This is a genomic window from Duganella sp. HH101 (genome assembly GCF_001758795.1).
Taxonomy (GTDB): Bacteria; Pseudomonadota; Gammaproteobacteria; order Burkholderiales; family Burkholderiaceae_D; genus Rugamonas; species Rugamonas rivuli.
Window position 1 is genome coordinate 13,776 of sequence record NZ_LRON01000004.1, and the last position, 22,224, is coordinate 35,999.

Genomic DNA, 22,224 nt, shown 5'->3' on the forward strand with positions numbered 1-22,224 from the left:
CGCTGACAGGCCAGCCCGCACGCCGCGCGCAATCGCCGCGCCCCGTGCGGGCCGCAACATCCCATCCGCCTCATCGGAAATACTATGCAAACTCTGACACTCCAAGGCTCCGGCCGGCGCAGCATCAACTGGACGCGCGGCGTCGTGGTGACGCTGGCCGCCATCGCCATCTTCCTGCCGCTGCTGCTGATTTTCTACCAAAGCTTTTTGAACGCGCCGTTCTTCATGCCCGCCAAGGAGCTGGGCCTGGACGCCTACCGCTTCATCTTCGAAGACCCCGATTTCTCGGTGGCGTTCAAGAACGCCTTCCTGCTGGCCGCCGGCCTGACCGCCATCGCCGTGCCGCTGGGCGGCATGCTGGCCTTCCTGATGATACGCACCGACCTGCCGGGCCGCGGCTTCATCACGCCGATGCTGCTGGTGCCCATCTTCGTCTCGCCGATGGTGATGGGCTTCGGCTACGTGGTCTCGATGGGACCCGTCGGCTTCTACTCGCTGTGGGCCAAGGACATCCTCGGCTTCATCCCGTGGAATATCTACTCCTTCACCAGCATCGTGGTGATCGCCGGCCTGACCCACGTGCCGCACGTCTACCTGTACGCCTCGTCCGCGCTGAAAAGCCTGGGCTCCGACGTCGAGGAAGCGGCGCGCGTCACCGGCGCCTCGCCGCTGCAGGTGATGTTCAACGTATCGCTGCCGATGATCACGCCGGCGCTGGCCTATGCCGCCGTGCTGGTGTTCTTCCTCGGCTTCGAGGTGTTCGGCCTGGTGCTGGTGCTGGGCGATCCGGAAGGCCACCTGGTGCTGGCCACCTATCTGTACAAGCTGACCAACAAACTGGGCACGCCTTCGTACCACCTGATGGCCGCCGTCGCCGTCTGCCTGGTGATGGTGACGATGCCGCTGGTGATGATACAGCGCTGGCTGCTCAAGTCGGCCAACAAGTTCGTTTCGATCAAGGGCAAGGGCGCGCGCTCCAAGGCCATGCCGCTCGGTAAATGGAAATGGCTGGCCTTCGCGCTGATCTTCGCCTGGCTGATGTTCACCATCATCATGCCGATGTCGGGCATCGTGTTGCGCTCCTTCGTGCAGTACTGGGGCGAGGGCGTCAACCTGCGCGACGTGCTGACGCTGCAGCACTTCCGTGAAATCATGGAACAGCCGGCGCTGATGCGCGGCATCCTCAACACCGTCCTGATCGGCGTGATCGGCGGCGCCCTGGCGGTGATCTGCTACTGCGCCATCGCGCTGGCCATGCACCGCAAGCCGGACGGCATCACCCGCTTCCTGGACTACAGCGTGCTGGTGCCGCGCGCCGTGCCTGGCCTGCTGGCCGGCCTGTCCTTCCTGTGGGTATTCCTGTTCGTCCCGAGCTGGCTCGATGGCATGTTGAAGGGCATGGACAACGGCGCGGCCCTGTGGCTGAGCGAGCATGCGATACCGCTGCTGCGCTCCGTGCGTTCGACCATCTTCGCCTTGTGGCTGGCGTATTCGGTGGTGTGGCTGGCCTACGGCATGCGCCTGATCTCCACCGCGCTGCTGCAGGTGGGGCCGGAGCTGGAGGAGGCGGCGCGCGCGGTCGGCGCATCGCGCGGCCAGGTCACGCGCGACGTCACCGTGCCGCTGGTGAAGTATGGCCTGCTGGGCGCGTGGCTGATGGTGTTCCTGATCTTCGAACGCGAATATTCCACCGGCGTGTACCTGCTGTCGCCGGGCACCGAGGTGATAGGCGCGATGCTGGTGTCGCTGTGGGCCACCGGCTCCACCGACCTGGTGGCGGCGCTATCGTTCATTAACATTTCGCTGGTGGCCATCGGCCTGGGCGTCGCCCTGCGCTTCGGTGTGAAGCTGCATAACTGATAAAAATTATGAAACGAGACCTCATCATGAATGAACTGACCGTCAACGACCTGCACCTGGACTACGGCACCGGCGCCCACGCCAACCAGATTCTGAAGGGCGTGTCCATGCACCTGCAAAAAGGCGAAGTGGTGGCGCTGCTCGGGCCTTCGGGCAGCGGCAAGACCACGCTGCTGCGCGCGGTGGCGGGCCTGGAAAGCCCGAAGCAGGGCACCATCGCCATCGGCGACCGCAATGTGTTCGACGGCGCGAAGAACTTCGAGATGGCGGCCGAGCACCGCAACCTGGGCCTGGTGTTCCAGTCCTACGCGCTGTGGCCGCACAAGACCGTGTTCGACAACGTCGCCTATGGCCTCAAGCTGCGCAAGATGGGCAGCAGCGAGATCAAGGACAAGGTCGCGGACGTGCTGAAGAACCTGGGCCTGGGCCATCTGGCCGAGCGCTTCCCGCACCAGCTGTCGGGCGGCCAGCAGCAGCGCGTGGCGATCGCGCGCGCGCTGGTGTACAACCCGCCGGTGATCCTGCTGGACGAACCGCTGTCCAACCTGGACGCCAAGCTGCGCGAGGAGGCACGCGCCTTCCTGCGCGAGCTGATCGTGCGACTGGGCCTGTCGGCGCTGATGGTCACGCACGACCAGGCCGAGGCGATGGCGATCTCGGACCGCATCCTCTTGCTCAACAACGGCAAGATCGAACAGCAAGGCACGCCGCAAAGCATGTACGAAACGCCGGACACGCTGTTCACGGCCGAATTCATGGGCAGTAACAACCGCCTGCCGGCCAAGGTGGTGCAGCGCGACGGCGCCAACGTCATGCTCGATATCGGCGGCGCGAAACTGCAGGGCATCGCGCGCGGCGCCGGCAGCGGCGAGCCGTCGACCATCATCCGCGTGGAGGAAGTGAAGGTCAGCGCCACGCCGGTGGAGAATGCGATCGAGCTGCCGCTGCTGACCTGCATGTACCTGGGCGACCGCTTCGAATGCCTGTTCAAGAGCGAGGGCGGACCGGAAATGAGCTTGCGCGCCTACTCCAAGCACAGGCTGGAGGCGGGCAAGTATTGGCTGCAACTGCCGGCCGACAAGCTCTGGGTGTTCTGACCCGCAAGACGTCCCGGGCGGCCGCGCAGGCGGGCCCCGGGGCGCTCCCCGCTTTCGCATTCCCCGCGAGACACGCACTCAACAGTGCGGAATTATTTTTCCCTCCGCCGCATTTGCTTTCTTCTGCCAAAAAACGTGATCTTTGGAGAGAATCTGCACTATGGAATGCACAAAATAAGAAGAGAAACGACAGAAAAGTTGCCCTGAGTCCATTTATTTGAGGTGGCGGCAAGAACTGTCGTTTATAATTTGAAAAGTACGTCGGCTGGCGGTTCTGCGGCATGTGAGCATGAGGTCGTACCTTCTTTTTATCTCAAAGCTCTGGATTATTTAACAACATGCGTACGAATGGTGTCAGTTTTTCTATCTCCCGCCATGCCGAATGGGCGCCTGGCCTGACCGGCCCCGAGGCTTGGCAGCAATGGGCGCAAGCGCCGTTCGCCATCCAGCCCGGTGAAGAGCCGGGCGTCAGGGCGATGCCGGCCATGCTGCGCCGCCGTGCCGGTTTTCTCGGCAAGATGGCGCTGGAAGTCGCCTACCAATGCCTGGATGGACGCACCGATATTCCGACGGTTTTCTGCTCGCGCCATGGCGAGGTCGCGCGGTCCCTGGACTTGCTGTCCGACCTGGCGCGCGGCGAACCGCTGTCGCCGACGGCGTTCAGCATGTCGGTGCACAACGCCATTGCCGGCCTGCTGAGCATCGCCCGCAGCGACCGCGCCAATCAACTGGCGCTGGCCGCCGGCGCGGCCACGATCGAGCACGCGGTCATCGAAGCCTGCGGCATGATGGCGGACGGAGCGCCCATGGTGCTGCTGGTCGCTTGCGATGGCCCTTTGCCGGCCTTGTTTGCGTCGTTCCAGGATTGCGAAGAACAGCCATATGCCTGGGCGTGGCTGTTGACGCCAGCAGGCGACGGCGCCGTGTCGCTGAGCTGGAGCGCGAGCGCCAAGGCGCCGTCCACCGGCATGCCGGCCGGCCTGGAGGTGGCGCGTTTCCAGCTGCGCGGCGCGCGGCGCCTGGAGCGCAACGATGGGCGCATGCGCTGGAGCTGGAGCCGCGATGCTTGAGCGGCTGCCGGCCAGGCTGTCGCTATACTGGCGTGTGTTCGCCACCGGTTTGAGCTTTCTGGTGTTCGGTATCGGCGGCCTGCTGCTGCGGGTGGCGGTGTTCCCGGTGCTGAATGTGCTGGTGCGCCAGCCGGAACGGCGCGTGACGGCCGCGCGCACGGTGATACGGCTGGCGTTTCGCAGCTACGTCGATTTGATGCGCGCGCTCGGCGTGCTGCGCTACGAGGTGCGCGGCATCGAGAAGCTGGACCGGGGTGGCTTGCTGATACTGGCCAACCATCCGACCTTGATCGACACCGTGTTCCTGATGGCCTTCGTGAAGAACGCCGACTGCATCGTCAAGGGCGCGCTGTGGAACAACCCGTTCACGCGCGGGCCTGTGCGGGCGGCGGGCTACATCAACAACGAGGGCGGGGCGGAACTGGTGGACGATTGCATCGCCTCTCTGCGGCGCGGCAATAACCTGATCGTGTTCCCGGAGGGGACGCGTACACCGGCCGACGGTGTGATCAGCATGAAGCGCGGCGCGGCCAACATCGCGGTGCGCGGCGCGCGCGACGTCACGCCGGTGCTGATCCGCTGCGAACCGCCCACGCTGGGCAAAGGCGAGAAGTGGTGGCGGGTGCCGCCGCGCCGCGTGCTGATACGGATAGACGTGCAGGACGACCTGGCAGTGGCGGCATGTACCGACGCCGCCGCCAGCGAGGTGATGGCGGCGCGTCAATTGACTGAATTTTTACAGAATTATTTTACCGGGAAGTGCCAAAGCCATGCTTGAACTGGAAGTGAAAGAACTGATCATCGATGTACTGCAGCTGGAGGACATCACGCCGGCCGATATCGATAGTGCGGCGCCGCTGTTCGTCGAGGGCCTGGGCCTGGACTCGATCGACGCGCTGGAGCTGGGCGTGGCCCTGCAGAAGAAGTACGGGATTTCCCTGTCCGCCGATTCGGAGGACACCCGTCGCCATTTCGCCTCGGTGCAGGCGCTGGCGGCGATGATCGACAGCCACAGAAAAAAATAAGGGAGTAGTACATGATTGATTTGAATGAAATGAGCAAGGACCAGCTGCAGGCGTGGGTGGTGGACCTGCTGGCCGAGATGTTTGAACTCGACAAGGCCGACCTGAGCGCCGAGTCGAACCTGTACGCCGACCTGGATATCGACAGCATCGACGCGGTCGACCTGGCGGTGAAGCTCAAGCAGCTGACCGGCAAGCGCCTGCAGCCGGAAGTGTTCAAGACCATCCGCACCATCGGCGACGTGGTCGATGCGCTGGCCGGCATGACGGAGCAGGCGGCGTAAGCACGATGCCGATGACTGTATTGACGGCGGCGGTGACGCTGCTGTATCCGCTGGCGATCTGGTTCGGTCATGGACAGGTGGAGCCGCGCTGGCTGGCCGGCCTGCTGCTGCTGGCCGTGGCCACGCGGCTGCCGGCGCTGAAGCTGAGCGGCGTTGCGCGCTGGTCGGTGGCGGGCGCGCTGGTGCTGATGGCCTGCGCGGCGTGGAGCAACCTGCTGCTGCCGTTGAAGCTGTATCCGGTGCTGGTCAACGCGGCGCTGCTGGCGGGCTTCGGCTACAGCCTGGCGACGCCGATGTCGGCGGTCGAGCGCATGGCGCGTTTGCGCGGCGAGGACTTCCCGCCGGTGGCGCAGGCCTATATGCGCAAGGTGACGCAGGTGTGGTGCGGCTTTTTCGTCGTCAACGGCGCCATCGCTTTCGCCACCGCGCTGTGGGCGTCGGAGGCCGTGTGGTCGCTGTACACCGGCGTGATCGCGTACGTGCTGATGGCGTTGCTGTTCGGCGCGGAGTATCTGGTGCGCCTGCGTTTCAAGCGCCTGCATCATGTCTGATCGGATTGAAAACCTGTACACGGCCATCGCGGCGCGGCCCGCCGACGGCGTGGCCGGCTGGCGTGCCGGCGCCGCCGTGGACAACGCGGGCTGGCTGGCGCGTGCGCGCGCATGGCACGCGCTGCTGCGCGGCCTGCCGGGCAGCGACTTCGCGCTCTACCTGGACGACAGCCTGGAATTCGGCGCAGCCCTGCTGGGCGCCTGGCATGCCGGCAAAACCATCTGGCTGAGCGCCGACACGCTGGAGGCCAGCTGCGCCGCCTTGCGCGGCTCGGTGGACGGTTTCCTCGGCCAGTTCCCTGCGCAGCTGCTGCCGATGCAGCCGCCCGAATCTGGCGCGGTGTCCGGCCCCGAACAAATGGATGGCCCCCTGTCCGCCGATCTGCCTGCGCTGGTGGTGTTCACCTCCGGCAGCACCGGCGCCGCGCAAGCCATCCCCAAGAAACTCTCGCAACTGGCGAGCGAGGTCGCCACCCTCGACGTGCTGTTCGGCGCCACCGCCGGCGACGCCGCCGTGCTGGCGACCGTCTCGCACCAGCATATCTACGGCCTGTTGTTCAAGGTCCTGTGGCCTTTGAGTAGCGGCCGCGCGATCCACGCGCTCAGCATCGCCTATCCGGAAGAACTGGCTGCCGCCATCGCCGCCGGCCCGTGCGTGCTGGTGGCCAGCCCGGCGCACCTGAAGCGCTTGCCGGACCATCTGGACTGGAGCGGCGCCGCGCGCGCGCTGCGCGCCGTGTTCTCGTCCGGCGGACCGTTGGCTGCGGACGCCGCGCTGGCCGCCGGAGCCCTGCTGGGCAGCGTGCCGGTGGAAGTGTATGGCAGCTCGGAGACCGGCGGCGTGGCCTGGCGCCAGCGCCGCGGCGTCGCCGACGACGCCTGGCGGCCTTTCCCCACCGTGGCCTGGCGCCTCGGCGCCGACGACACGCTGGAAGTACGGTCGCCGCACCTGGCCGACGACAACTGGCTGGCGCTGGCCGACCGCGCAGCTCGCAGCGGCGAGCAGCGCTTCCTGCTGCTGGGCCGCAGCGACCGCATCGTCAAGATCGAAGAGAAGCGCATCTCGCTGACCGCGATGGAGGCGGCGCTGCTGGCCTGCGGCCTGGCGGCCGAAGCCCGCGTTGTGCTGTGCGAGCCGGATGGCGGCGAACGCCAGCGCCTGGCGGCCTTCATCGTGGCGGCGCCGCAAGGCCGCGCGCTGCTGGCGGCCGAAGGCAAGCTAGCGCTCAACGCCCGCCTGCGCGCCGTGCTGGCCGCGACCGTGGATGCGGTCGCGCTGCCGCGCCGCTGGCGCTACCTGGACCAGATGCCGGTCAACGCCCAGGGCAAGACCACGCTGGCCGCCTTGCTGGCGCTGCTCGACGGCGACAACGGCGCGGCCGGCCGGCGTCCGCGCTTCCCGCGCACGCGCGAGCTGGAACGCGAACCGCTGCGCGTGCTGCTGGAAGTGGAAGCGCCGGCCGAGCTGCTGTACTTCGACGGCCACTTCGACGTCGCGCCCATCCTGCCGGGCGTGGTGCAGGTCGACTGGGCCATCCACTACGGCCGCCAGTATTTCAGCCTGCCGCCGCGCTTCCTGGGCGTGAACGCGCTCAAGTTCCAGCAGGTGATACAACCGGAGGCGCCGGTGCAGCTGGAGCTGCTGCACGACACGGCCAAGGGCTGCCTGCAATTCCGCTACCTGTCGGAAGCCGGGCAGCACGCCAGCGGCCGCGTCATGCTGGGAGGCGCGGATGCCTGACTTCAAACCCTGCATCGTGGTCCCGGTGTACAACCACGAACACGCGATCGGCGCGGTGCTGGACGGGCTGCTGCGCCATGGCGCGCCGTGCATCCTGGTCGACGACGGCAGCAGCGCCGCCTGCGCCGCCGTGCTGGACACGCTGGCGCTGCGGCATGCGGGCAGCGTCACGCTGGTGCGCCTGCCGCGCAACCAGGGCAAGGGCAGGGCGGTGCTGGGCGGCTTCCGTCGCGCCGCGGAACTCGGATACAGCCACGTACTGCAGATCGACGCCGACGGCCAGCACAATACCGCCGACGTGCCGGCCTTCCTGGTGCAGGCGGCCGCCCATCCGGACGCCGTCATCGCCGGCCATCCGGTCTACGACGAGTCGGTGCCCAAGGCCCGCCTGTACGGCCGCTACGCCACCCATATCTGGGTGTGGATCAATACGCTGTCGTTCGACATCAAGGATTCGATGTGCGGCTTCCGCGTCTATCCGGTTGCCCCGGTCAATGCGCTGGCGGCGCGGCGGCCCATCGGCGCGCGCATGAACTTCGATACCGACATCCTGGTGCGGCTATTCTGGGATGGCCTGCAGGTGATCAACCTGCCGACCCGCGTCAGCTATCCGTCGGACGGCGTATCGCACTTCCGCGTCTGGCGCGACAACGTGCTGATCTCGTGGATGCACACCAAGCTGTTCTTCGGCATGCTGCCGCGCATCCCGCGCCTGCTGGCGCGCAAATGGCAGGTCCGATGAGCGCGCACGGTCGGCACTGGGCCTCCATCAACGAACTGAGTTTCGTCGCCGGCATGCGGCTGCTGTTCTGGATCTGCCGCGTGTTCGGCCGCTGGCCGTTCCGCGTGGTGCTGTATCCGGTGCTGGGCTGGTACGTGCTGACCAAGCCGCTGCCGCGCCGCGCCTCCAGCGAATACCTGCGGCGCGTGGCGGACTACGACGATTTGCCGACCGGCTGGATGGGCGTGCTGCGCCACTTCGCCGCCTTCGGCGAGAGCATCCTGGACAAGATGCTGCTGTGGGGCGGTTTGTTCAAGCTCGATAGCGTGGACCTGCACGGCGACGAACTGATTAACCACGCGCTGGCGGCGGGGCGCGGCGGCCTGCTGATCTGCTCCCACCTCGGCAACCTGGAACTGTGCCGCGTGATGTCGCGCCAGCGCCGCGACATCAAGCTGACGGTGCTGGTGCATACCAAGCACGCGCAGGCCTTCAACGACATGCTGGCCCGCCTGAATCCCGACAGCCAGCTGAACCTGATGCAGGTGACGGAGATGTCGCCGGCCACGGCGATCCTGCTGTCCGAGCGCGTGGCGCGCGGCGAGTTCGTGGTCATCGCCGGCGACCGGGTGCCGGTGTCGCACAATCCGCGCGTGGCGATCGCCGACTTCCTCGGCGAGCCGGCCGCCTTCCCGGTTGGCCCCTACGTGCTGGCCAATATCCTGCAATGCCCGGTGTACCTGCTGTTCTCGACCCGCCGGGGACGCCGCTCGACCGTGCATTTCGAAGCCTTCCGCGACGCCGTGCGCATTCCGCGCCAGGGCCGCGATGCCGCCTTCGAGCAACTGGCCGCCGATTATGCGCGCCGGCTGGAGCAGCACTGCCTGAGCGCTCCGCTGCAGTGGTTTAACTTTTACGATTTCTGGCACTTACCCCAATTGGAACGTTCCGATGCACCTCGCTGACCTAGCCCAACTCAACACCACGCCGCGCACCGTGCGCTTCGACCGCAACCGCCTGACGATCGAGGACATCGTCGACATCGCGCAAGGCCGCGCCGTCGCCGAGCTGTCGGACGATCCTGCCTTCCGCGCCGCCATCGCGCGCGGCGCCGATTTCCTGGAGCGCCTGCTGCGCGAAGACGGCACCGTCTACGGCGTCACCACCGGCTACGGCGATTCCTGCACCGTGGTGGTGCCGCCGGAACTGGTGGCCGAGCTGCCGCACCACCTGTACACCTATCACGGCGTCGGCCTGGGCGAGTACTTCACGCCGCCGCAGACGCGGGCCATCCTGGCATCCCGCCTGGCGTCGCTGAGCAAAGGCTATTCCGGCGTCAGCGTCGAGCTGCTGCTGCAGATCACGCGCCTGCTCGACGCCGGCCTGCTGCCGCTGATTCCTTCCGAAGGCTCGGTCGGCGCCAGCGGCGACCTGACGCCGCTGTCCTACCTGGCGGCGGTGCTGTGCGGCGAGCGCGAAGTGTGGCGCGACGGCGTGCAGGTGCCGGCCGCCCAGGCCCTGCAGGAAGCCGGCATCACGCCGCTGCGCCTGCGGCCGAAGGAGGGCCTGGCGATCATGAACGGCACCGCCGTCATGACCGCGCTGGCCTGCATGGCCTACGACCGCGCCGAATACCTGGTCCAGCTGACCACCCGCATCACGGCCATGGCCTCGTTCGCGATGGACGGCAACGCCCACCACTTCGACGAAGTGCTGTTCTCGGTCAAGCCGCACGGCGGCATGCAGCAGGTGGCGGCGTGGCTGCGCAGCGACCTGCCGACCGACCAGTGGGAACGCAACGGCAAGCGCCTGCAGGACCGCTACTCGATCCGCTGCGCGCCGCACGTGATCGGCGTGCTGGCCGATGCGATGCCGTTCTTCCGCTCGGCCATCGAGAATGAACTCAACAGCGCCAACGACAATCCGCTGATCGACGCCGACAACGAGCGGGTGCTGCACGGCGGCCATTTCTACGGCGGCCATATCGCCTTCGCCATGGACGGCATGAAGAACGCCGTCGCCAACCTGGCCGACCTGCTGGACCGCCAGATGGCGCTGCTGGTCGACAGCCGCTACAACCACGGCCTGCCGGCCAACCTGTCCGGCGCCACCGGCGCGCGCGCGCCGATCAACCACGGCTTGAAGGCCTTGCAGATCAGCGCATCGGCATGGACTGCGGAAGCGCTCAAGCTGACCATGCCGGCCTCGGTGTTCTCGCGCTCGACCGAGTGCCACAACCAGGACAAGGTCAGCATGGGCACCATCGCCGCGCGCGACTGCCTGCGCGTGCTGGAGCTGACGGAGCAGGTCGTGGCCGCGCTGCTGATCACCGTGCGCCAGGGCGTGTGGCTGCGCTGCCAGCTCAGCCCCGAACTGCAACCGCAGGCCGCGCTGGCGGCGATGCAGGAAGCGCTGGGCGCGGACATCCGCCCGGTCGAGGAAGACCGTCGCCTGGAGCCGGACCTGCGCCTGCTGCTGGAACGCATCCGCGCCAAGGCATGGGATCTGTATGCGCCGAACTAACAAGGACAGCCGCTGGTTCGCGGAAATCGAGATGCAGGTCCAGTTCTTCGACCTGGATCCGATGGAGATCGTCTGGCACGGCCGCTACGTCAAGTACCTGGAAGTGGTGCGCTGCGCGCTGCTCGACAAGATAGGCTACAACTACCCGCAGATGAAGGAGTCCGGCTACGCCTGGCCGGTGATCGACATGCAGCTGCGCTACGTGGGGTCGGCGACGTTCGGCCAGACGCTCAAGCTGCGCGCCGATATCGTCGAGTGGGAAAACCGCCTGAAGATCGACTACCTGATCACCGACGCCGCCACCGGCAAGCGCTTGAATCGCGCCAGCACCACCATGGTCGCCGTCGATATCGCCACCAAGGAGATGTGCTTCGTGTCGCCTCCTGTGCTGTTTGAAAAATTGGGAATAGAGCCTGTATGAAGCTGATGAAATCGATCCTGCTGGCGGCCGCGATGACTGCGCTGGCCCATGCCCACGCCGCCGTGCCGGTGGCGAAGATCCAGGCCATGCTGGCCAAGCCGCCGGTGATGTGCGGCCGCTTCGACCAGAGCAAGCAGCTGGCGGGCATGAAGAAGCCGCTGGCCGCCAACGGCCGCTTCTGCGTGGTCGCGGGCAAGGGCGTGCTGTGGCGCACCCTGCAGCCTTTCCCCAGCACGCTGCGCCTGACGCGCGACGAAATCGTCAACTACCAGGGCGACCGCGTGGCGATGCGCCTGGACGCCAAGACCGAACCGACCGTCCGCATGATCAACAACGTGCTGTTCTCGCTGCTGTCCGGCGACCTGGGCCAGCTGGAGACGCTGTTCGAAGTGGACGGCACGGTCGACGCCAGCAGCTGGAGCGTGATGCTCAAGCCGCGCCAGGCGGCGCTTGAAAAAGCGATCGGCACCATCAAGCTCGATGGCGGCGCCTACGTCAAGACCATCGTCATGGGCGACGCCGCCGGCGACCGCACCACCATCGTGTTCTCGGCGATCCAGTCGGGCGAAGCCGCGATGAGCAAGGAAGAGGCGGCGCTGTTTTGACCCGCACCCGCCAACTCGCGCTGCTGTGGGCCTTTGCCGTCTGCCTGCTGCTGGGGCATAACGCCTATCTGTGGCTGGTGCAGCGCATCGTGCCGGACACCGACATCATGGCGCTGCTGCCGGTGCAGGAGCGCGATCCGCTGCTGCAGCAGTCGTTCAGCCATATGGTCGATGCGGCGCAGCAGCGCGTGGTGGTGCTGGTCGGCGCCGCCGACTGGGACGGCGCCAGGCGCGCCGCCGATGCCTACGGCGCCGTGCTCGCGGCCCGCAAGGATGTCTTCGAGGCGACGCCGATCAACGAGCAGACGCAGAGCGACTGGCTGGCACTGTTCCAGCGCCATCGCCTGGCGCTGCTGACGGCCACGCAGGAGGCGCAGCTGCGTCATCAGCCGGCGCAGTTCTGGCTCGAAGCGGCGTTGAACAAATTGTATAGCCCCTTCGGCGGCCCTAACCTCGGCTCGTGGCGTGAAGATCCGTTCGGCCTGTTCGCCGGCTGGGTGCAGGAGCGTGCGCAGGAAACCCCGGTGCGGCCGCGCGACGGCCACCTGTTCGTCGCCGATGCGCAGCGCCAGTACGTGCTGCTGCCGCTGACGCTGAAAGTACCCGCGCTGTCCATGACGGCGCAGGACACCGTGCTGCCGCTGCTGAAGCAGGCCGGCGAGGCCGCCCGCAAGGCCACGCCGCAAGTCGAATTGATACAGGCCGGCGTGATCCTGCACGCGGCCAACGCCAGCGCCCAGGCCAGCGGCGAGGTGTCCACCATCGGCATCGGCTCGCTGCTGGGCATCGTGCTGCTGATGTGGTTTGCCTTCCACTCGTTCAAGCCGATTTCGCTGATCCTGCTGTCGATCGGTATCGGCTGCCTTGGCGCGCTGTCCGTATGCTGGCTGCTGTTCGGCCGCGTACACTTGATGACGCTGGTGTTCGGCGCGAGCCTGATCGGCGTGGCGCAGGATTACGGCATCTACTTCCTGTGCAACCGCCTGGCGGCAGACGAGCAACTGGCGTCGCCGGCGCTGCTCAAGCGCCTGCTGCCCGGCCTGGGCCTGACCCTGCTGGCGGCGGTGATCGGCTACATGGGACTGGCGCTGACGCCGTTCCCCGGCCTGCGCCAGATGGCGGTGTTCTCCGCGCTCGGCCTGGTGTTCGCCTGGCTGACCGTGGTGTGCTGGTTCCCGGCGCTGATCGGCAGCCGCACGCTGAAGAGCGGGGCGCTGGTGCGCGGCTACGGCGCGGCCCTGCTGCGCTGGCCTTTGCTGCGCGCGAACCGCACCACGCTGCTGGCCGCCGTGGCGTTCGCGCTGGCGGCGGGCTACGGCATCAGCCGCCTGGGCGCCAACGACGATATCCGCCTGCTGCAAAATCCGCCCAAGCACCTGATCGCCGACCAGCTCAAGCTGAGCAAGCTGCTGGACGCGCCGACGCCGGTGCAGTACTTCCTGGTGCGCGGCGACTCCGTCGAGACGGTGCTGCAACGCGAGGAGGCGCTGAAGGCGCGGCTGGACCTGATGGCCGCCGGGCGGCGCATCTCCGGCTACCAGGCGATGTCCAACTGGGTGCCGTCCGCGCGCACGCAGGCGGGACGCCTTGCGCTGATTGAAGAAAAACTGCTGGCCGACGGCGGCCCGCTGCAAGCCATCGCCGCGCAGACCGGCGAGGACGCGCAATGGATCGCGGCCACCGCCGGCGGCCTGCGCGCGGCCGGTGCGCCGCTGACGCTGGACGACTTCCTGAAAACCCCGGCCAGCGAGCCGTGGCGCCATCTATGGCTGGGCGAAACGAACGGCGTCTACGCCAGCATCGTCGCCCTGCGCGGCCTGTCCAACGCCGCCGTGCCGCAGGTGAAGCAGGCCGCCGATGGCCTGCCGGGCGTGCAGTGGGTCGACAAGGTGGCTGAGATTTCATCGGTGCTGGGCCGCTATCGCGAGTACATGGGCTGGGTGGTGCTGGGTGCTTATGCGGTGGTGTTTGCGCTGCTGTTCCCGCGCTACCGGCGCCGTACCTGGCGCGTGCTGGCGCCGACCGCGCTGGCCAGCATCGCCACGCTGGCCTTGCTCGGCTTCGCGTCGCAAAGCCTTCAGCTGTTCCATGTGCTGGCCCTGATGCTGCTGCTGGGTGTGGGCGTCGATTACGGCATCTTCATGCAGGAGCATCCGGACCGCAGCGACCGCACGCCGTGGCTGGCGGTCGGCATGTCGGCGGCGAATACGATCCTGTCCTTCGGCTTGTTGGGCCTGAGTTCCACCCCGGCGCTGCAAGCGTTCGGCCTGACGATGCTGCTGGGGACCGCGCTGGTCTGGCTGATCGTTCCCTGTTTTGGCTCCACTAAAGAAAGCAACAATGACTGACGCAATGAACATCGAAGCCGTTGAAATCCTGATCGTCGGCGCCGGTCCCGCGGGGGCCGTGGCCGCCGCGCTGCTGCGCCAGCAGGGGCGCCAGGTGCTGGTGCTCGAACGCGAACAGTTCCCGCGCTTCTCGATCGGCGAGAGCCTGCTGCCGCAAAGCATGGAATACCTGGAGCAGGCGGGCATGTTGCAGGCCGTGGTTGAAGCGGGCTTCCAGTTCAAGAACGGCGCGGCCTTCATGCGCAACGGCTGCTACACCGATTTCGATTTTCGCGACAAGCACTCGGCCGGCTGGGGCACCACCTACCAGGTGCAGCGCGCCGACTTCGACCACGTGCTGGCCAAGGAAGCGGAGCGCTTCGGCGCCGAAGTGCGCTATCGCCATGAAGTGCTGGATATCGAACTTGGCAAGGACGGTGGGCCCGCGCTGGTGACGGTCAAGGGCGCGGACGGTGCGCAGTACCAGGTGCGCGCAGGCTTCATCCTGGACGCCAGCGGTTTCGGCCGCATCCTGCCGCGCCTCCTGGACCTGGAGACGCCGTCCAACTTCCCGGTGCGCGGCGCGATCTTCACCCACGTCGAAGACGGCATCCATGGCGGCGGTTTCGACCGCACCAAGATCCGCGTCACCGTGCACCCCAAGCATTGCAATGTCTGGTTCTGGACCATCCCGTTCGCCGGCGGCCGCTGCTCGCTCGGCGTGGTGGCGGAGACCAGCTTCCTCGACCGCTACCAGGGCAGCGCCACCGAGCGCCTGCAAGCCATCGTGGCGGAAGAGCCGTCGCTGTCGGCGCTGCTGGAGAACGCGAAGTGGGATACGCCGGCACGCCAGATCGTCGGCTACTCGGCCAACGTCGACAAGCTGTGGGGCGAGGGCTATGCCTTGCTGGGCAATGCGGGCGAGTTCCTCGATCCGGTGTTTTCGTCGGGCGTGACCATCGCCTTCAAGTCGGCCAGCCTGGCCGCCGCCGCGCTGCAGCGCCAGTTCGCCGGCGAGCAGGTGGACTGGCAGGCCGATTTCGGCGCACCGCTGCGCAAGGGCGTGGACACCTTCCGCGCCTTCGTCGAGTCGTGGTACGCCGGCGGCTTCCAGACCATCATCTTCCACGACAAGCAGCAGCCGGAGGTGCGGCGCATGATTTCGTCCATCCTGGCCGGCTATGCCTGGGACCAGAGCAACCCGTTCGTCAAGGACACGCCGCGCCGGCTGGCGGCGCTGGAGGCGATATGCGCGGCAGCGTGATGCGCTTGCGCGCGCCGGCGCTGGCGTCGGCGGTGCTGCCGCTGCTGCTGGCCGCCTGCGCCACCACGCCGCCGCCACAGGCGAGGCTGGGATTGAAGCTGGCGCCGGCGGCGCTGGGCACGTCCATCAGCGTGCAGCAGCACCTGAAGGTGGAGCGCAACGGCCGCACCGACGATCTCGATGTCGCGCTGCAGGTGGAGCCGGACGCGATCGACGTGGTGGGCCTGGCGTTCAGCCAGCGCGTGCTGACGCTGCACTACGACGGCAAGGAACTGAGCTCGTGGCGGCACGTGATGCTGCCGTCGCAGGTGCGCGCCGAAGACGTATTGGAAGACATGCAGCTGACGCTGTGGCCGGCCGAGGCGATTGCCGCCGCGCTGCCGGAAGGCTGGCGCATCGCCGAACAGGGCGCCTACCGCACCCTGTTCCTGAAGCAAGAACCGATCATGCAGATCAGCTACAGCGGAACGCCGCGCTGGAGCGGCACCGTGGTGCTGGACAATCTGCGCTATCACTATAAGCTGACGATACAGTTTGCGGCCCCTACCGACTGAGACCGAGGAATGTTGAATTTTTATCTGAACGCTTGCGGCATCATCTGCGCACTGGGCGACGGCCCGGAGCAGGTGAAGGCACGCCTGTACGCCGGCGAGACGGGACTGACGGCGACCGACCGCCATTCGCCCGGCCGCGCACTGCCGCTGGGCTGCGTGCAGACGCGGCTGCCGTCCGTCGACCATCTGCCGCTGCGCCAGCGTAGCCGCAACAACGCGCTGGCGCTGGCGGCGCTGGCGCAGATCCGTCCCCAGGTGGACGCCGCCGTCGCCCGCTACGGCGCGGACCGCGTCGGCGTGGTGATCGGCACCAGCACCTCCGGCGTCGGCGGGACCGAGCAGGCCATGGCCTGCCATGTCGCCAGCGGCGAACTGCCGCAGGACTTCCACTACGGCCAGCAGGAGATGGGATCGCCGGCCGAGATGCTGGCGCGCGAACTGGGCCTGGCCGGACCGGCCTATGTGCACTCCAGCGCATGCTCGTCGAGCGCCAAGGCCATGGCCAGCGCGGCCCGCCTGATCAAGATGGGTTTGTGCGACGCCGTGCTGACCGGCGGCGTCGATTCGCTGTGCGCGTTCACGGTGGCCGGTTTCGCCGCGCTCGATTCGGTCAGCGCGGCGCAGTGCGAGCCGATGAGCGCCAACCGCGACGGCATCAACATCGGCGAAGGCGCGGCCTTGTTCCTGATGACTACCGAGGCGGCCCCGGTGGCCCTGCTGGGTTGGGGCGAATCGTCGGACGGCCATCACATGTCGGCCCCCGACCCGGCCGGCGTCGGCGCGCGCCTGGCGATGACGCAGGCGCTGGAACGCGCCGGCGTGGTCGCGGCCCAGATCGACTACATCAATATGCACGGCACGGCGACGCGGCAGAACGACGCCATGGAGTCGGGCGTGATCGCGGCGCTGTTCGGCCACGAGGTGGCGGTCAGCTCGACCAAGCCGTTCACCGGCCACACGCTGGGCGCGGCCGCCGCCATCGAGGCGGCGCTATGCTGGCTCGCCATGCAGGACGATAACCCGCAAGGCCGGCTGCCGCCTCACTTGTGGGACGGTGTTGCCGATCCGGCGCTGCCGGTGCTGAACCTGGCGGCGCCCGGCGCGGCGCTGGGCCGTCCGCTGCGGCATGTGCTGAGCAGCTCCTTTGCGTTCGGCGGTTCCAATGCGGCGCTGCTGCTGGGGAGGACCGCATGACGATGCCCGACGTGCGCGAACTGGTGCCGCATTCCGGCCAGATGGTGCTGCTTGACCGCGTACTGAGCGCGGACACCGAGACGCTGTGCGCCGAAGTACGCATCCACGCCGGCAGCATGCTGGCCGGGGAGGGCGGTGTCGGCGCCTGGGTCGGCATCGAATACATGGCGCAGGCGATAGCCGCGCACGCAGGCTGGCTGGCGCTGCAACGCGGCGACGCGGTCAAGGTGGGCTTCCTGCTCGGATCGCGCAAGTACGCGTGCAGCGTGCCGCTGTTCGCCACCGGCAGCGTGCTGCATGTGCATGTGCAGCGCGTGCTGCAAGGTGAAAACGGCCTGGGTGCTTTTGACTGCCGCATCGATGTCGCGGACGGCGCAAGCGCGGTGGCGACGGCCACGGTGACGGTATTCCAGCCCGATAATGTCAATCAATTTCTCAAAGATGGAAACGCGGTATGAATCAGAATAAGTCCATGAGCGTGCTGGTGACGGGATCGTCGCGCGGCATCGGCAAGGCGATTGCGCTGCGCCTGGCGCGCGACGGTTACGATGTGGTGCTGCATTGCCGCAGCGCGCGCGGCGAGGCCGATGCGGTCGCGCAGCAGATCGCGGAAATGGGCCGCGCGGTGCGCGTGCTGCAGTTCGATATCGGCGACCGCGCCGCCACCGCCGCCGCGCTGGAAGCGGACATCGCGGAACATGGCTGCTACTACGGCGTGGTGTGCAACGCCGGCGTCGCGCGCGACAACGCCTTCCCTGCGATGTCCGGCGAGGACTGGGACATCGTGCTGCAAACGAACCTGGACGGCTTCTACAACGTGCTCAATCCGCTGGTGATGCCGCTGGTCCAGCGCCGCAAGCCGGGCCGCATCGTCACGCTGGCGTCGGTGTCGGGATTGATCGGCAACCGAGGACAGGTCAACTACAGCGCGGCCAAGGCCGGCATCATCGGCGCCACCAAGGCGCTGGCGCTGGAGCTGGCCAAGCGCGCCATCACCGTCAACTGCGTGGCGCCGGGATTGATCGAAACCGACATGACCAGCGAGGTGCCGATGGAAGAAGCGCTGAAGATGATACCGGCCCGCCGCATCGGCAAGCCGGAAGAGGTGGCGGCCGCGGTCAGCTTCCTGATCGGCGAGGAGGCCGGCTACATCACCCGCCAGGTCATTTCCGTCAACGGGGGGCTGGCATGAGCCGCCGCGTCGCCGTCACCGGCATGGCCGGCATCAGCCCGCTCGGCAACGACTGGGCCACGATACGCGAGCGCCTGGGGCAGTACCGCAACGCCGTCGTGCGCATGGAGGAGTGGGAGGACTATGAAGGCCTGAACACGCGCCTCGGCGCACCGGCAGCACCGTTCCCGCTGACCGAGCGCTATAACCGCAAGGCGATCCGCAGCATGGGCCGCGTCGCCCTGATGGCCACGCGCGCCAGCGAACTGGCGCTGGCCGACGCCGGCCTGCTGGAGCATCCGCTGCTCAAGGGCGGCGACATGGGCGTCTCCTTCGGCTCGTCGGCCGGCACGCCGAGCGCCATCGGCGATTTCGGCCGCATGATGGAAGAGCGCACCACCAAGGGCATCAACGCCACCACCTACATCAAGATGATGGCGCATACGGCGCCGGTGAACATCGGCGTCTTCTTCGGCATCACCGGCCGCGTCATCACCACTTCCAGCGCCTGCACCTCCGGCAGCCAGGGCATAGGCTACGCCTACGAGGCTATCCGCGGCGGCAAGCAGCTGGCGATGGTGGCCGGCGGCGCAGAGGAACTGTGCGCCACCGAGGCGGCGGTGTTCGACACGCTGTTCGCCACCAGCACCCGCAACGACGCCGGCCATACCACGCCAAGGCCGTTCGACGGCGGCCGCGACGGACTGGTGATCGGCGAGGGCGCGGGCTGCCTGATCCTGGAGGATCTGGACCATGCGCAGGCGCGCGGCGCCGCGATCCACGCGGAGCTGGTCGGCTTCGGCACCAACAGCGACGGCTGCCATGTCACCCAGCCGAATGCGGCCACCATGCAGAAGGCGATGCAGCTGGCCTTGCAGGACGCCGGCCTGCAGCCGTCGGACATCGGCTACATCAACGCGCACGGCACCGGCACGCACCAGGGCGACATCGCCGAGTCGCAGGCGACGCTGGCGGTGTTCGGCGGCGGCACGCCTATCAGCTCCCTCAAGAGCTACATGGGCCATACGCTGGGCGCCTGCGGCGCGCTGGAAGCCTGGATCAGCATCGAGATGATGCGCGAGGGCTGGTTTGCACCGACCATCAATCTGGACGCAGTCGATCCGGCGTGCGCAGCGCTGGATTACATCGCCGGCGAAGGCCGGCAGCTGAAGTGCGAGTACGTGATGTCGAATAACTTCGCTTTCGGCGGCATAAACACGTCGCTGATTTTTAAACGGTACGTCAAATAGGATGGTGATGATGAAAAAACTGAGTTCCGCGCTGGCATTGCTGGTATTGGCCGCAGCACCGCTGTATGCATCGGCCGCAGATACGATGGTCAAGCTGCCGATCGCCGGCGCCATGGGCGCCAACAACGCGCAGCAGCGCCTGGACGCTGGCGTGAAGTTCTACTTCGCCGACCAGCCTACGCCGGCAGTGCAAACCAAGATCACCAGCGACAGGACCAGCCTGCGCACCAATGGCTTCGGCAAGTCCACCGAGAAGGCCTGTAATTGGGTGTTCCTGTCGGCGATGCTGTCGCTGCAGAAGCGCGCGCAGGAACTGGGCGCCGACGGCGTGGTCAACATCGTCAGCAATTTCAACGACAAGGAAATGGCCAGCCAGACCGAGTTCGAATGCGCGGACGGCGCCATCATGGCCGGCGTCGCGTTCAAAGCCGATTTCGTCCGGTTCGCCAAATAGTTTTACCGATACGCCCACTCAAAGAAAGATCGCCATGAATAAAAATATCCGTAACGCCGTGCTGGCGGCCGCCATGGGCGGAGCCCTGCTGATGACCGGCTGTGCGACCAAGATCAAGGCGAGCAGCGTCCAGAACCCACCGCCGAAGGAAGCTTTCGCCGGCTACGGCCGCATCGAAGTGAAGCCTGTGGTATTCAAGGCCGGCTATGTCGGCGATGCATCCGGCCTGGCCAAGATCGACGAGAACTTCCGCGCCGACCTGGCGGCGCCGCTGGCGGAGTGGAACAAGCGCCCGGCCAATGGCCGCACGCTGGTGATCGAGCCGGTGGTCGACGAACTGTCGTTCAAGCATGGCGCCAAGCGCGTGCTGCTCGGACCTTTGGCCGGCAGCTCGGGTGTTCTGATGCACGTGGCTATCCACGACGCCAACGGCAACGTGATCGCCAATCCGGAATTCTTCCAGCGTGCCGGTGCGATGGGCGCCGGCTTCACGTTCGGCGTGCATGACAACATGATGCTGACGCGCGTGGGCAAGATGGCGGCCGGCTACGTGATGGCCAACTACGACAAGGCAGTAGGCGGCCCGACCGGCGCCGACGACCAGGCGACCGCGCAGAAATGATGGCCGCCGCCTTGCTCTGGATGGCCGATGTCGACGGCGTGGCGGATGAAGATCTGCCGCGCCTGTGCGACTGGCTGTCGGCGAGCGAGATGGCGCGCTACCGGCGCTTTGTCCGCACCCAGCGGCAGCGCCAGTTTGTCGCCGGCCGGGTGCTGGCGCGGATGGCGCTGGGTTCCCTGCTGGGCGTGGCGCCGCGCGATGTGGTGCTGGAGGACAGGCCCGGCCTGGCGCCGTTGCTGCAGTCTCCGGCGCCGCGCGGCGGCCTGCCGGGTTTCAGCATCGCGCACAGCGGCCGCTGGGTGGCGTGCGCGGTCAGCGGGCAGACCGCGTTGGGACTGGATATCGAAATGCGCGATCCGCAGCGCGATCTTGCGGCATTGGCGGCGCAAGCCTTCGATGAGGACGAGATGGCGCAGTGGGCGCGTTTGCAGGAATTGGATGAGGCGCGACGCGTAGCCGGTTTCTACGGCTTGTGGAGCGCGAAGGAAGCCCGCTTCAAGCTGGGCGCGGCGGCGGCGCATAGCGTGGCGCTGCCGCACGAAGAACTATCGGTGGTGCTGTGCAGCGCGCTGCCGCTGAAGGCGCCGCCGGCGATAGCGCTGATTACCTTGCCCTGATCACTGCCACAGCCAGCCCCACAGGCCGGGCAGGCGCTGTTTGGCGGCAGGGTCGTCGACGGTGCGGGCCAGCGCGGCGCGCTCCAGTTCCGCGCGGTCGTCGTAGAACGGTTTGTCGGCCAGCGGCATGTCGAGTTCGCGCGCGACGTCGAGCAGGATGTCCAGGTATTCCTGGATGTGGCGCGAGGTGTAGGTGTTCACGTCGTGGAAGGTGACGACCACCGGCGTGCTGCCGTCCACCGCCGGCATGGCGCCTGCGGCCCAGCGTACGCGGGTCTCGGCCAGGTGCGTGAGCATGTTGGAGCGCTTATGCCAGCTGAAGTTGATGCCGTAGATTTTGCCGTCGTTGGCATTCAGGTCGGTGAGCAGCATGTGCATGCCGTGGCGGTGGTAGGAGTCCAGCGTGCCGGCGTCGTAGGCCCAGAACGGCGGGCGCACCAGCTTGGGCGCGACGCCGGTGACGGCGGTCAGGTCGTCGACGCCGCGCTGCATCGATTCGTCCAGCGTGTCGCGGCCCATGAAGCGGTGGTTGGAATGGAAGGTGGTGGCGCTGTGCAGCGCGACCACGTGGCCTTCGTCGTGCTCGCGCCGTATCAGGGCGCGGCCCACGTCCGTGCCGCCGCCGTTCCAGGCGCGGGTCTGGGTGAAGAAGACGGCCTTGATGTGGTCCTGCAGAGGATTGCTGGCCAGCGTTTCGAGGATATGCACGGTCGGATTGTCGCTGCTGGCGGCGGCCGGCCCGTCGTCGAACGTCAGCAGGAAGCGCACCGGCGCGGGCGGCGCGTCCTGCGCCGCGGCGGGGGCGTTCAGCAGCAGCGCACACAAAACAGGCAGCAAGCGGAAAAGATGGACTGGCACGGGCAATCGGCATGGCGT

General features: G+C 67.2%; 24 protein-coding genes. 23 read left to right on the forward strand and 1 reads right to left on the reverse strand.

Annotated elements, in window-relative coordinates; all coding sequences use genetic code 11:
• Positions 1-84: 84 nt before the first annotated feature.
• The 23 genes from DUGA2_RS07600 to DUGA2_RS07710 all read left to right on the forward strand — a co-directional run bounded on the left by DUGA2_RS07600 (position 85) and on the right by DUGA2_RS07710 (position 21,348).
• On the forward strand, positions 85-1,860 hold the full coding sequence (locus DUGA2_RS07600) for an iron ABC transporter permease (protein WP_070268428.1): 1,776 nt from the start codon (positions 85-87) through the stop codon (positions 1,858-1,860).
• Positions 1,861-1,886: 26 nt separating this feature from the next.
• Entirely contained in the window at positions 1,887-2,957 is a 1,071-nt protein-coding gene (locus DUGA2_RS07605; RefSeq protein ID WP_070268430.1) for an ABC transporter ATP-binding protein, read from the forward strand.
• 338 nt (positions 2,958-3,295) lie between these two features.
• Positions 3,296-4,027, forward strand: coding sequence for a beta-ketoacyl synthase chain length factor (locus DUGA2_RS07610; protein ID WP_070268432.1), 732 nt, complete (start codon positions 3,296-3,298; stop codon positions 4,025-4,027).
• Positions 4,020-4,805: a 1-acyl-sn-glycerol-3-phosphate acyltransferase gene (locus tag DUGA2_RS07615; RefSeq protein WP_070268433.1), complete on the forward strand. Its 786-nt coding sequence runs from the start codon at positions 4,020-4,022 to the stop codon at positions 4,803-4,805. Before DUGA2_RS07610 ends, DUGA2_RS07615 begins: the two co-directional genes overlap by 8 nt.
• A complete protein-coding gene (locus DUGA2_RS07620) occupies positions 4,798-5,052 on the forward strand; it encodes a phosphopantetheine-binding protein (protein WP_043481206.1) in 255 nt (84 codons plus the stop codon). Before DUGA2_RS07615 ends, DUGA2_RS07620 begins: the two co-directional genes overlap by 8 nt.
• 11 nt (positions 5,053-5,063) lie before the next feature.
• Positions 5,064-5,333 (forward strand): acyl carrier protein, encoded by a 270-nt coding sequence (locus DUGA2_RS07625; RefSeq protein WP_070268435.1) that lies wholly within the window; start codon positions 5,064-5,066, stop codon positions 5,331-5,333.
• A 5-nt stretch (positions 5,334-5,338) separates the two neighbouring features.
• Complete coding sequence (locus DUGA2_RS07630; RefSeq protein WP_070268437.1) at positions 5,339-5,884, forward strand: hypothetical protein; 546 nt, start codon at positions 5,339-5,341, stop codon at positions 5,882-5,884.
• Positions 5,877-7,625 (forward strand): AMP-binding protein, encoded by a 1,749-nt coding sequence (locus DUGA2_RS07635; protein WP_070268439.1) that lies wholly within the window; start codon positions 5,877-5,879, stop codon positions 7,623-7,625. Before DUGA2_RS07630 ends, DUGA2_RS07635 begins: the two co-directional genes overlap by 8 nt.
• Positions 7,618-8,367: a glycosyltransferase family 2 protein gene (locus DUGA2_RS07640; protein WP_070268440.1), complete on the forward strand. Its 750-nt coding sequence runs from the start codon at positions 7,618-7,620 to the stop codon at positions 8,365-8,367. The genes DUGA2_RS07635 and DUGA2_RS07640 overlap by 8 nt, the downstream gene beginning before the upstream one ends.
• Positions 8,364-9,311, forward strand: a complete 948-nt coding sequence (locus DUGA2_RS07645; protein WP_141753212.1) for an acyltransferase — start codon at positions 8,364-8,366, stop codon at positions 9,309-9,311. The genes DUGA2_RS07640 and DUGA2_RS07645 overlap by 4 nt, the downstream gene beginning before the upstream one ends.
• Entirely contained in the window at positions 9,298-10,869 is a 1,572-nt protein-coding gene (gene hutH, locus DUGA2_RS07650; RefSeq protein ID WP_070268444.1) for a histidine ammonia-lyase, read from the forward strand. The genes DUGA2_RS07645 and hutH overlap by 14 nt, the downstream gene beginning before the upstream one ends.
• Positions 10,856-11,290 carry a thioesterase family protein gene (locus tag DUGA2_RS07655; RefSeq protein WP_070268446.1) on the forward strand — a complete coding sequence of 145 codons (435 nt, stop codon included), beginning with the start codon at positions 10,856-10,858 and terminating at the stop codon, positions 11,288-11,290. Before hutH ends, DUGA2_RS07655 begins: the two co-directional genes overlap by 14 nt.
• Positions 11,287-11,895 carry an outer membrane lipoprotein carrier protein LolA gene (locus tag DUGA2_RS07660; RefSeq protein WP_070268448.1) on the forward strand — a complete coding sequence of 203 codons (609 nt, stop codon included), beginning with the start codon at positions 11,287-11,289 and terminating at the stop codon, positions 11,893-11,895. Before DUGA2_RS07655 ends, DUGA2_RS07660 begins: the two co-directional genes overlap by 4 nt.
• Positions 11,892-14,243 carry an MMPL family transporter gene (locus DUGA2_RS07665; RefSeq protein WP_070268450.1) on the forward strand — a complete coding sequence of 784 codons (2,352 nt, stop codon included), beginning with the start codon at positions 11,892-11,894 and terminating at the stop codon, positions 14,241-14,243. The genes DUGA2_RS07660 and DUGA2_RS07665 overlap by 4 nt, the downstream gene beginning before the upstream one ends.
• Before the next feature lie 4 nt (positions 14,244-14,247).
• Positions 14,248-15,486 carry an NAD(P)/FAD-dependent oxidoreductase gene (locus DUGA2_RS07670; RefSeq protein ID WP_070268452.1) on the forward strand — a complete coding sequence of 413 codons (1,239 nt, stop codon included), beginning with the start codon at positions 14,248-14,250 and terminating at the stop codon, positions 15,484-15,486.
• Complete coding sequence (locus tag DUGA2_RS07675) at positions 15,471-16,040, forward strand: DUF3261 domain-containing protein (RefSeq protein ID WP_083296246.1); 570 nt, start codon at positions 15,471-15,473, stop codon at positions 16,038-16,040. Before DUGA2_RS07670 ends, DUGA2_RS07675 begins: the two co-directional genes overlap by 16 nt.
• A 9-nt stretch (positions 16,041-16,049) precedes the next feature.
• Entirely contained in the window at positions 16,050-17,234 is a 1,185-nt protein-coding gene (locus DUGA2_RS07680; protein WP_083296247.1) for a beta-ketoacyl-ACP synthase, read from the forward strand.
• A complete protein-coding gene (locus DUGA2_RS07685) occupies positions 17,231-17,692 on the forward strand; it encodes a hotdog family protein (RefSeq protein WP_070268453.1) in 462 nt (153 codons plus the stop codon). The genes DUGA2_RS07680 and DUGA2_RS07685 overlap by 4 nt, the downstream gene beginning before the upstream one ends.
• Positions 17,689-18,426 carry a 3-oxoacyl-ACP reductase FabG gene (gene fabG, locus DUGA2_RS07690; protein WP_008450808.1) on the forward strand — a complete coding sequence of 246 codons (738 nt, stop codon included), beginning with the start codon at positions 17,689-17,691 and terminating at the stop codon, positions 18,424-18,426. Before DUGA2_RS07685 ends, fabG begins: the two co-directional genes overlap by 4 nt.
• The gene (locus DUGA2_RS07695; RefSeq protein ID WP_070268455.1) at positions 18,423-19,655 is read left to right on the forward strand and encodes a beta-ketoacyl-ACP synthase; all 1,233 of its coding nucleotides are present in this window, start codon (positions 18,423-18,425) and stop codon (positions 19,653-19,655) included. The genes fabG and DUGA2_RS07695 overlap by 4 nt, the downstream gene beginning before the upstream one ends.
• Before the next feature lie 10 nt (positions 19,656-19,665).
• Positions 19,666-20,109, forward strand: a complete 444-nt coding sequence (locus tag DUGA2_RS07700) for an excinuclease ATPase subunit (protein WP_070269065.1) — start codon at positions 19,666-19,668, stop codon at positions 20,107-20,109.
• 34 nt (positions 20,110-20,143) lie between these two features.
• A complete protein-coding gene (locus DUGA2_RS07705) occupies positions 20,144-20,731 on the forward strand; it encodes a hypothetical protein (RefSeq protein WP_070268456.1) in 588 nt (195 codons plus the stop codon).
• A complete protein-coding gene (locus DUGA2_RS07710) occupies positions 20,728-21,348 on the forward strand; it encodes a 4'-phosphopantetheinyl transferase superfamily protein (protein WP_070268458.1) in 621 nt (206 codons plus the stop codon). The genes DUGA2_RS07705 and DUGA2_RS07710 overlap by 4 nt, the downstream gene beginning before the upstream one ends.
• On the opposite strand, the gene DUGA2_RS07715 is transcribed toward DUGA2_RS07710, so the two are convergent.
• Positions 21,349-22,206, reverse strand: coding sequence for a polysaccharide deacetylase family protein (locus DUGA2_RS07715; RefSeq protein ID WP_070268460.1), 858 nt, complete (start codon positions 22,204-22,206; stop codon positions 21,349-21,351).
• Positions 22,207-22,224: the final 18 nt, after the last annotated feature.

What these genes read in the sequence shown, in the direction of transcription:
- DUGA2_RS07660 (WP_070268448.1), top strand. Translation starts at nt 11,287, where the DNA reads ATGAAGCTGATGAAATCGATCCTGCTGGCGGCCGCGATGACTGCGCTG.
- DUGA2_RS07645 (WP_141753212.1), top strand. Translation starts at nt 8,364, where the DNA reads ATGAGCGCGCACGGTCGGCACTGGGCCTCCATCAACGAACTGAGTTTC.
- DUGA2_RS07620 (WP_043481206.1), top strand. Translation starts at nt 4,798, where the DNA reads ATGCTTGAACTGGAAGTGAAAGAACTGATCATCGATGTACTGCAGCTG.
- fabG (WP_008450808.1), top strand. Translation starts at nt 17,689, where the DNA reads ATGAATCAGAATAAGTCCATGAGCGTGCTGGTGACGGGATCGTCGCGC.
- DUGA2_RS07705 (WP_070268456.1), top strand. Translation starts at nt 20,144, where the DNA reads ATGAATAAAAATATCCGTAACGCCGTGCTGGCGGCCGCCATGGGCGGA.
- DUGA2_RS07710 (WP_070268458.1), top strand. Translation starts at nt 20,728, where the DNA reads ATGATGGCCGCCGCCTTGCTCTGGATGGCCGATGTCGACGGCGTGGCG.
- hutH (WP_070268444.1), top strand. Translation starts at nt 9,298, where the DNA reads ATGCACCTCGCTGACCTAGCCCAACTCAACACCACGCCGCGCACCGTG.
- DUGA2_RS07675 (WP_083296246.1), top strand. Translation starts at nt 15,471, where the DNA reads ATGCGCGGCAGCGTGATGCGCTTGCGCGCGCCGGCGCTGGCGTCGGCG.
- DUGA2_RS07640 (WP_070268440.1), top strand. Translation starts at nt 7,618, where the DNA reads ATGCCTGACTTCAAACCCTGCATCGTGGTCCCGGTGTACAACCACGAA.
- DUGA2_RS07610 (WP_070268432.1), top strand. Translation starts at nt 3,296, where the DNA reads ATGCGTACGAATGGTGTCAGTTTTTCTATCTCCCGCCATGCCGAATGG.
- DUGA2_RS07700 (WP_070269065.1), top strand. Translation starts at nt 19,666, where the DNA reads ATGAAAAAACTGAGTTCCGCGCTGGCATTGCTGGTATTGGCCGCAGCA.
- DUGA2_RS07655 (WP_070268446.1), top strand. Translation starts at nt 10,856, where the DNA reads ATGCGCCGAACTAACAAGGACAGCCGCTGGTTCGCGGAAATCGAGATG.
- DUGA2_RS07680 (WP_083296247.1), top strand. Translation starts at nt 16,050, where the DNA reads ATGTTGAATTTTTATCTGAACGCTTGCGGCATCATCTGCGCACTGGGC.
- DUGA2_RS07685 (WP_070268453.1), top strand. Translation starts at nt 17,231, where the DNA reads ATGACGATGCCCGACGTGCGCGAACTGGTGCCGCATTCCGGCCAGATG.
- DUGA2_RS07615 (WP_070268433.1), top strand. Translation starts at nt 4,020, where the DNA reads ATGCTTGAGCGGCTGCCGGCCAGGCTGTCGCTATACTGGCGTGTGTTC.
- DUGA2_RS07605 (WP_070268430.1), top strand. Translation starts at nt 1,887, where the DNA reads ATGAATGAACTGACCGTCAACGACCTGCACCTGGACTACGGCACCGGC.
- DUGA2_RS07635 (WP_070268439.1), top strand. Translation starts at nt 5,877, where the DNA reads ATGTCTGATCGGATTGAAAACCTGTACACGGCCATCGCGGCGCGGCCC.
- DUGA2_RS07695 (WP_070268455.1), top strand. Translation starts at nt 18,423, where the DNA reads ATGAGCCGCCGCGTCGCCGTCACCGGCATGGCCGGCATCAGCCCGCTC.
- DUGA2_RS07625 (WP_070268435.1), top strand. Translation starts at nt 5,064, where the DNA reads ATGATTGATTTGAATGAAATGAGCAAGGACCAGCTGCAGGCGTGGGTG.
- DUGA2_RS07630 (WP_070268437.1), top strand. Translation starts at nt 5,339, where the DNA reads ATGCCGATGACTGTATTGACGGCGGCGGTGACGCTGCTGTATCCGCTG.
- DUGA2_RS07600 (WP_070268428.1), top strand. Translation starts at nt 85, where the DNA reads ATGCAAACTCTGACACTCCAAGGCTCCGGCCGGCGCAGCATCAACTGG.
- DUGA2_RS07670 (WP_070268452.1), top strand. Translation starts at nt 14,248, where the DNA reads ATGAACATCGAAGCCGTTGAAATCCTGATCGTCGGCGCCGGTCCCGCG.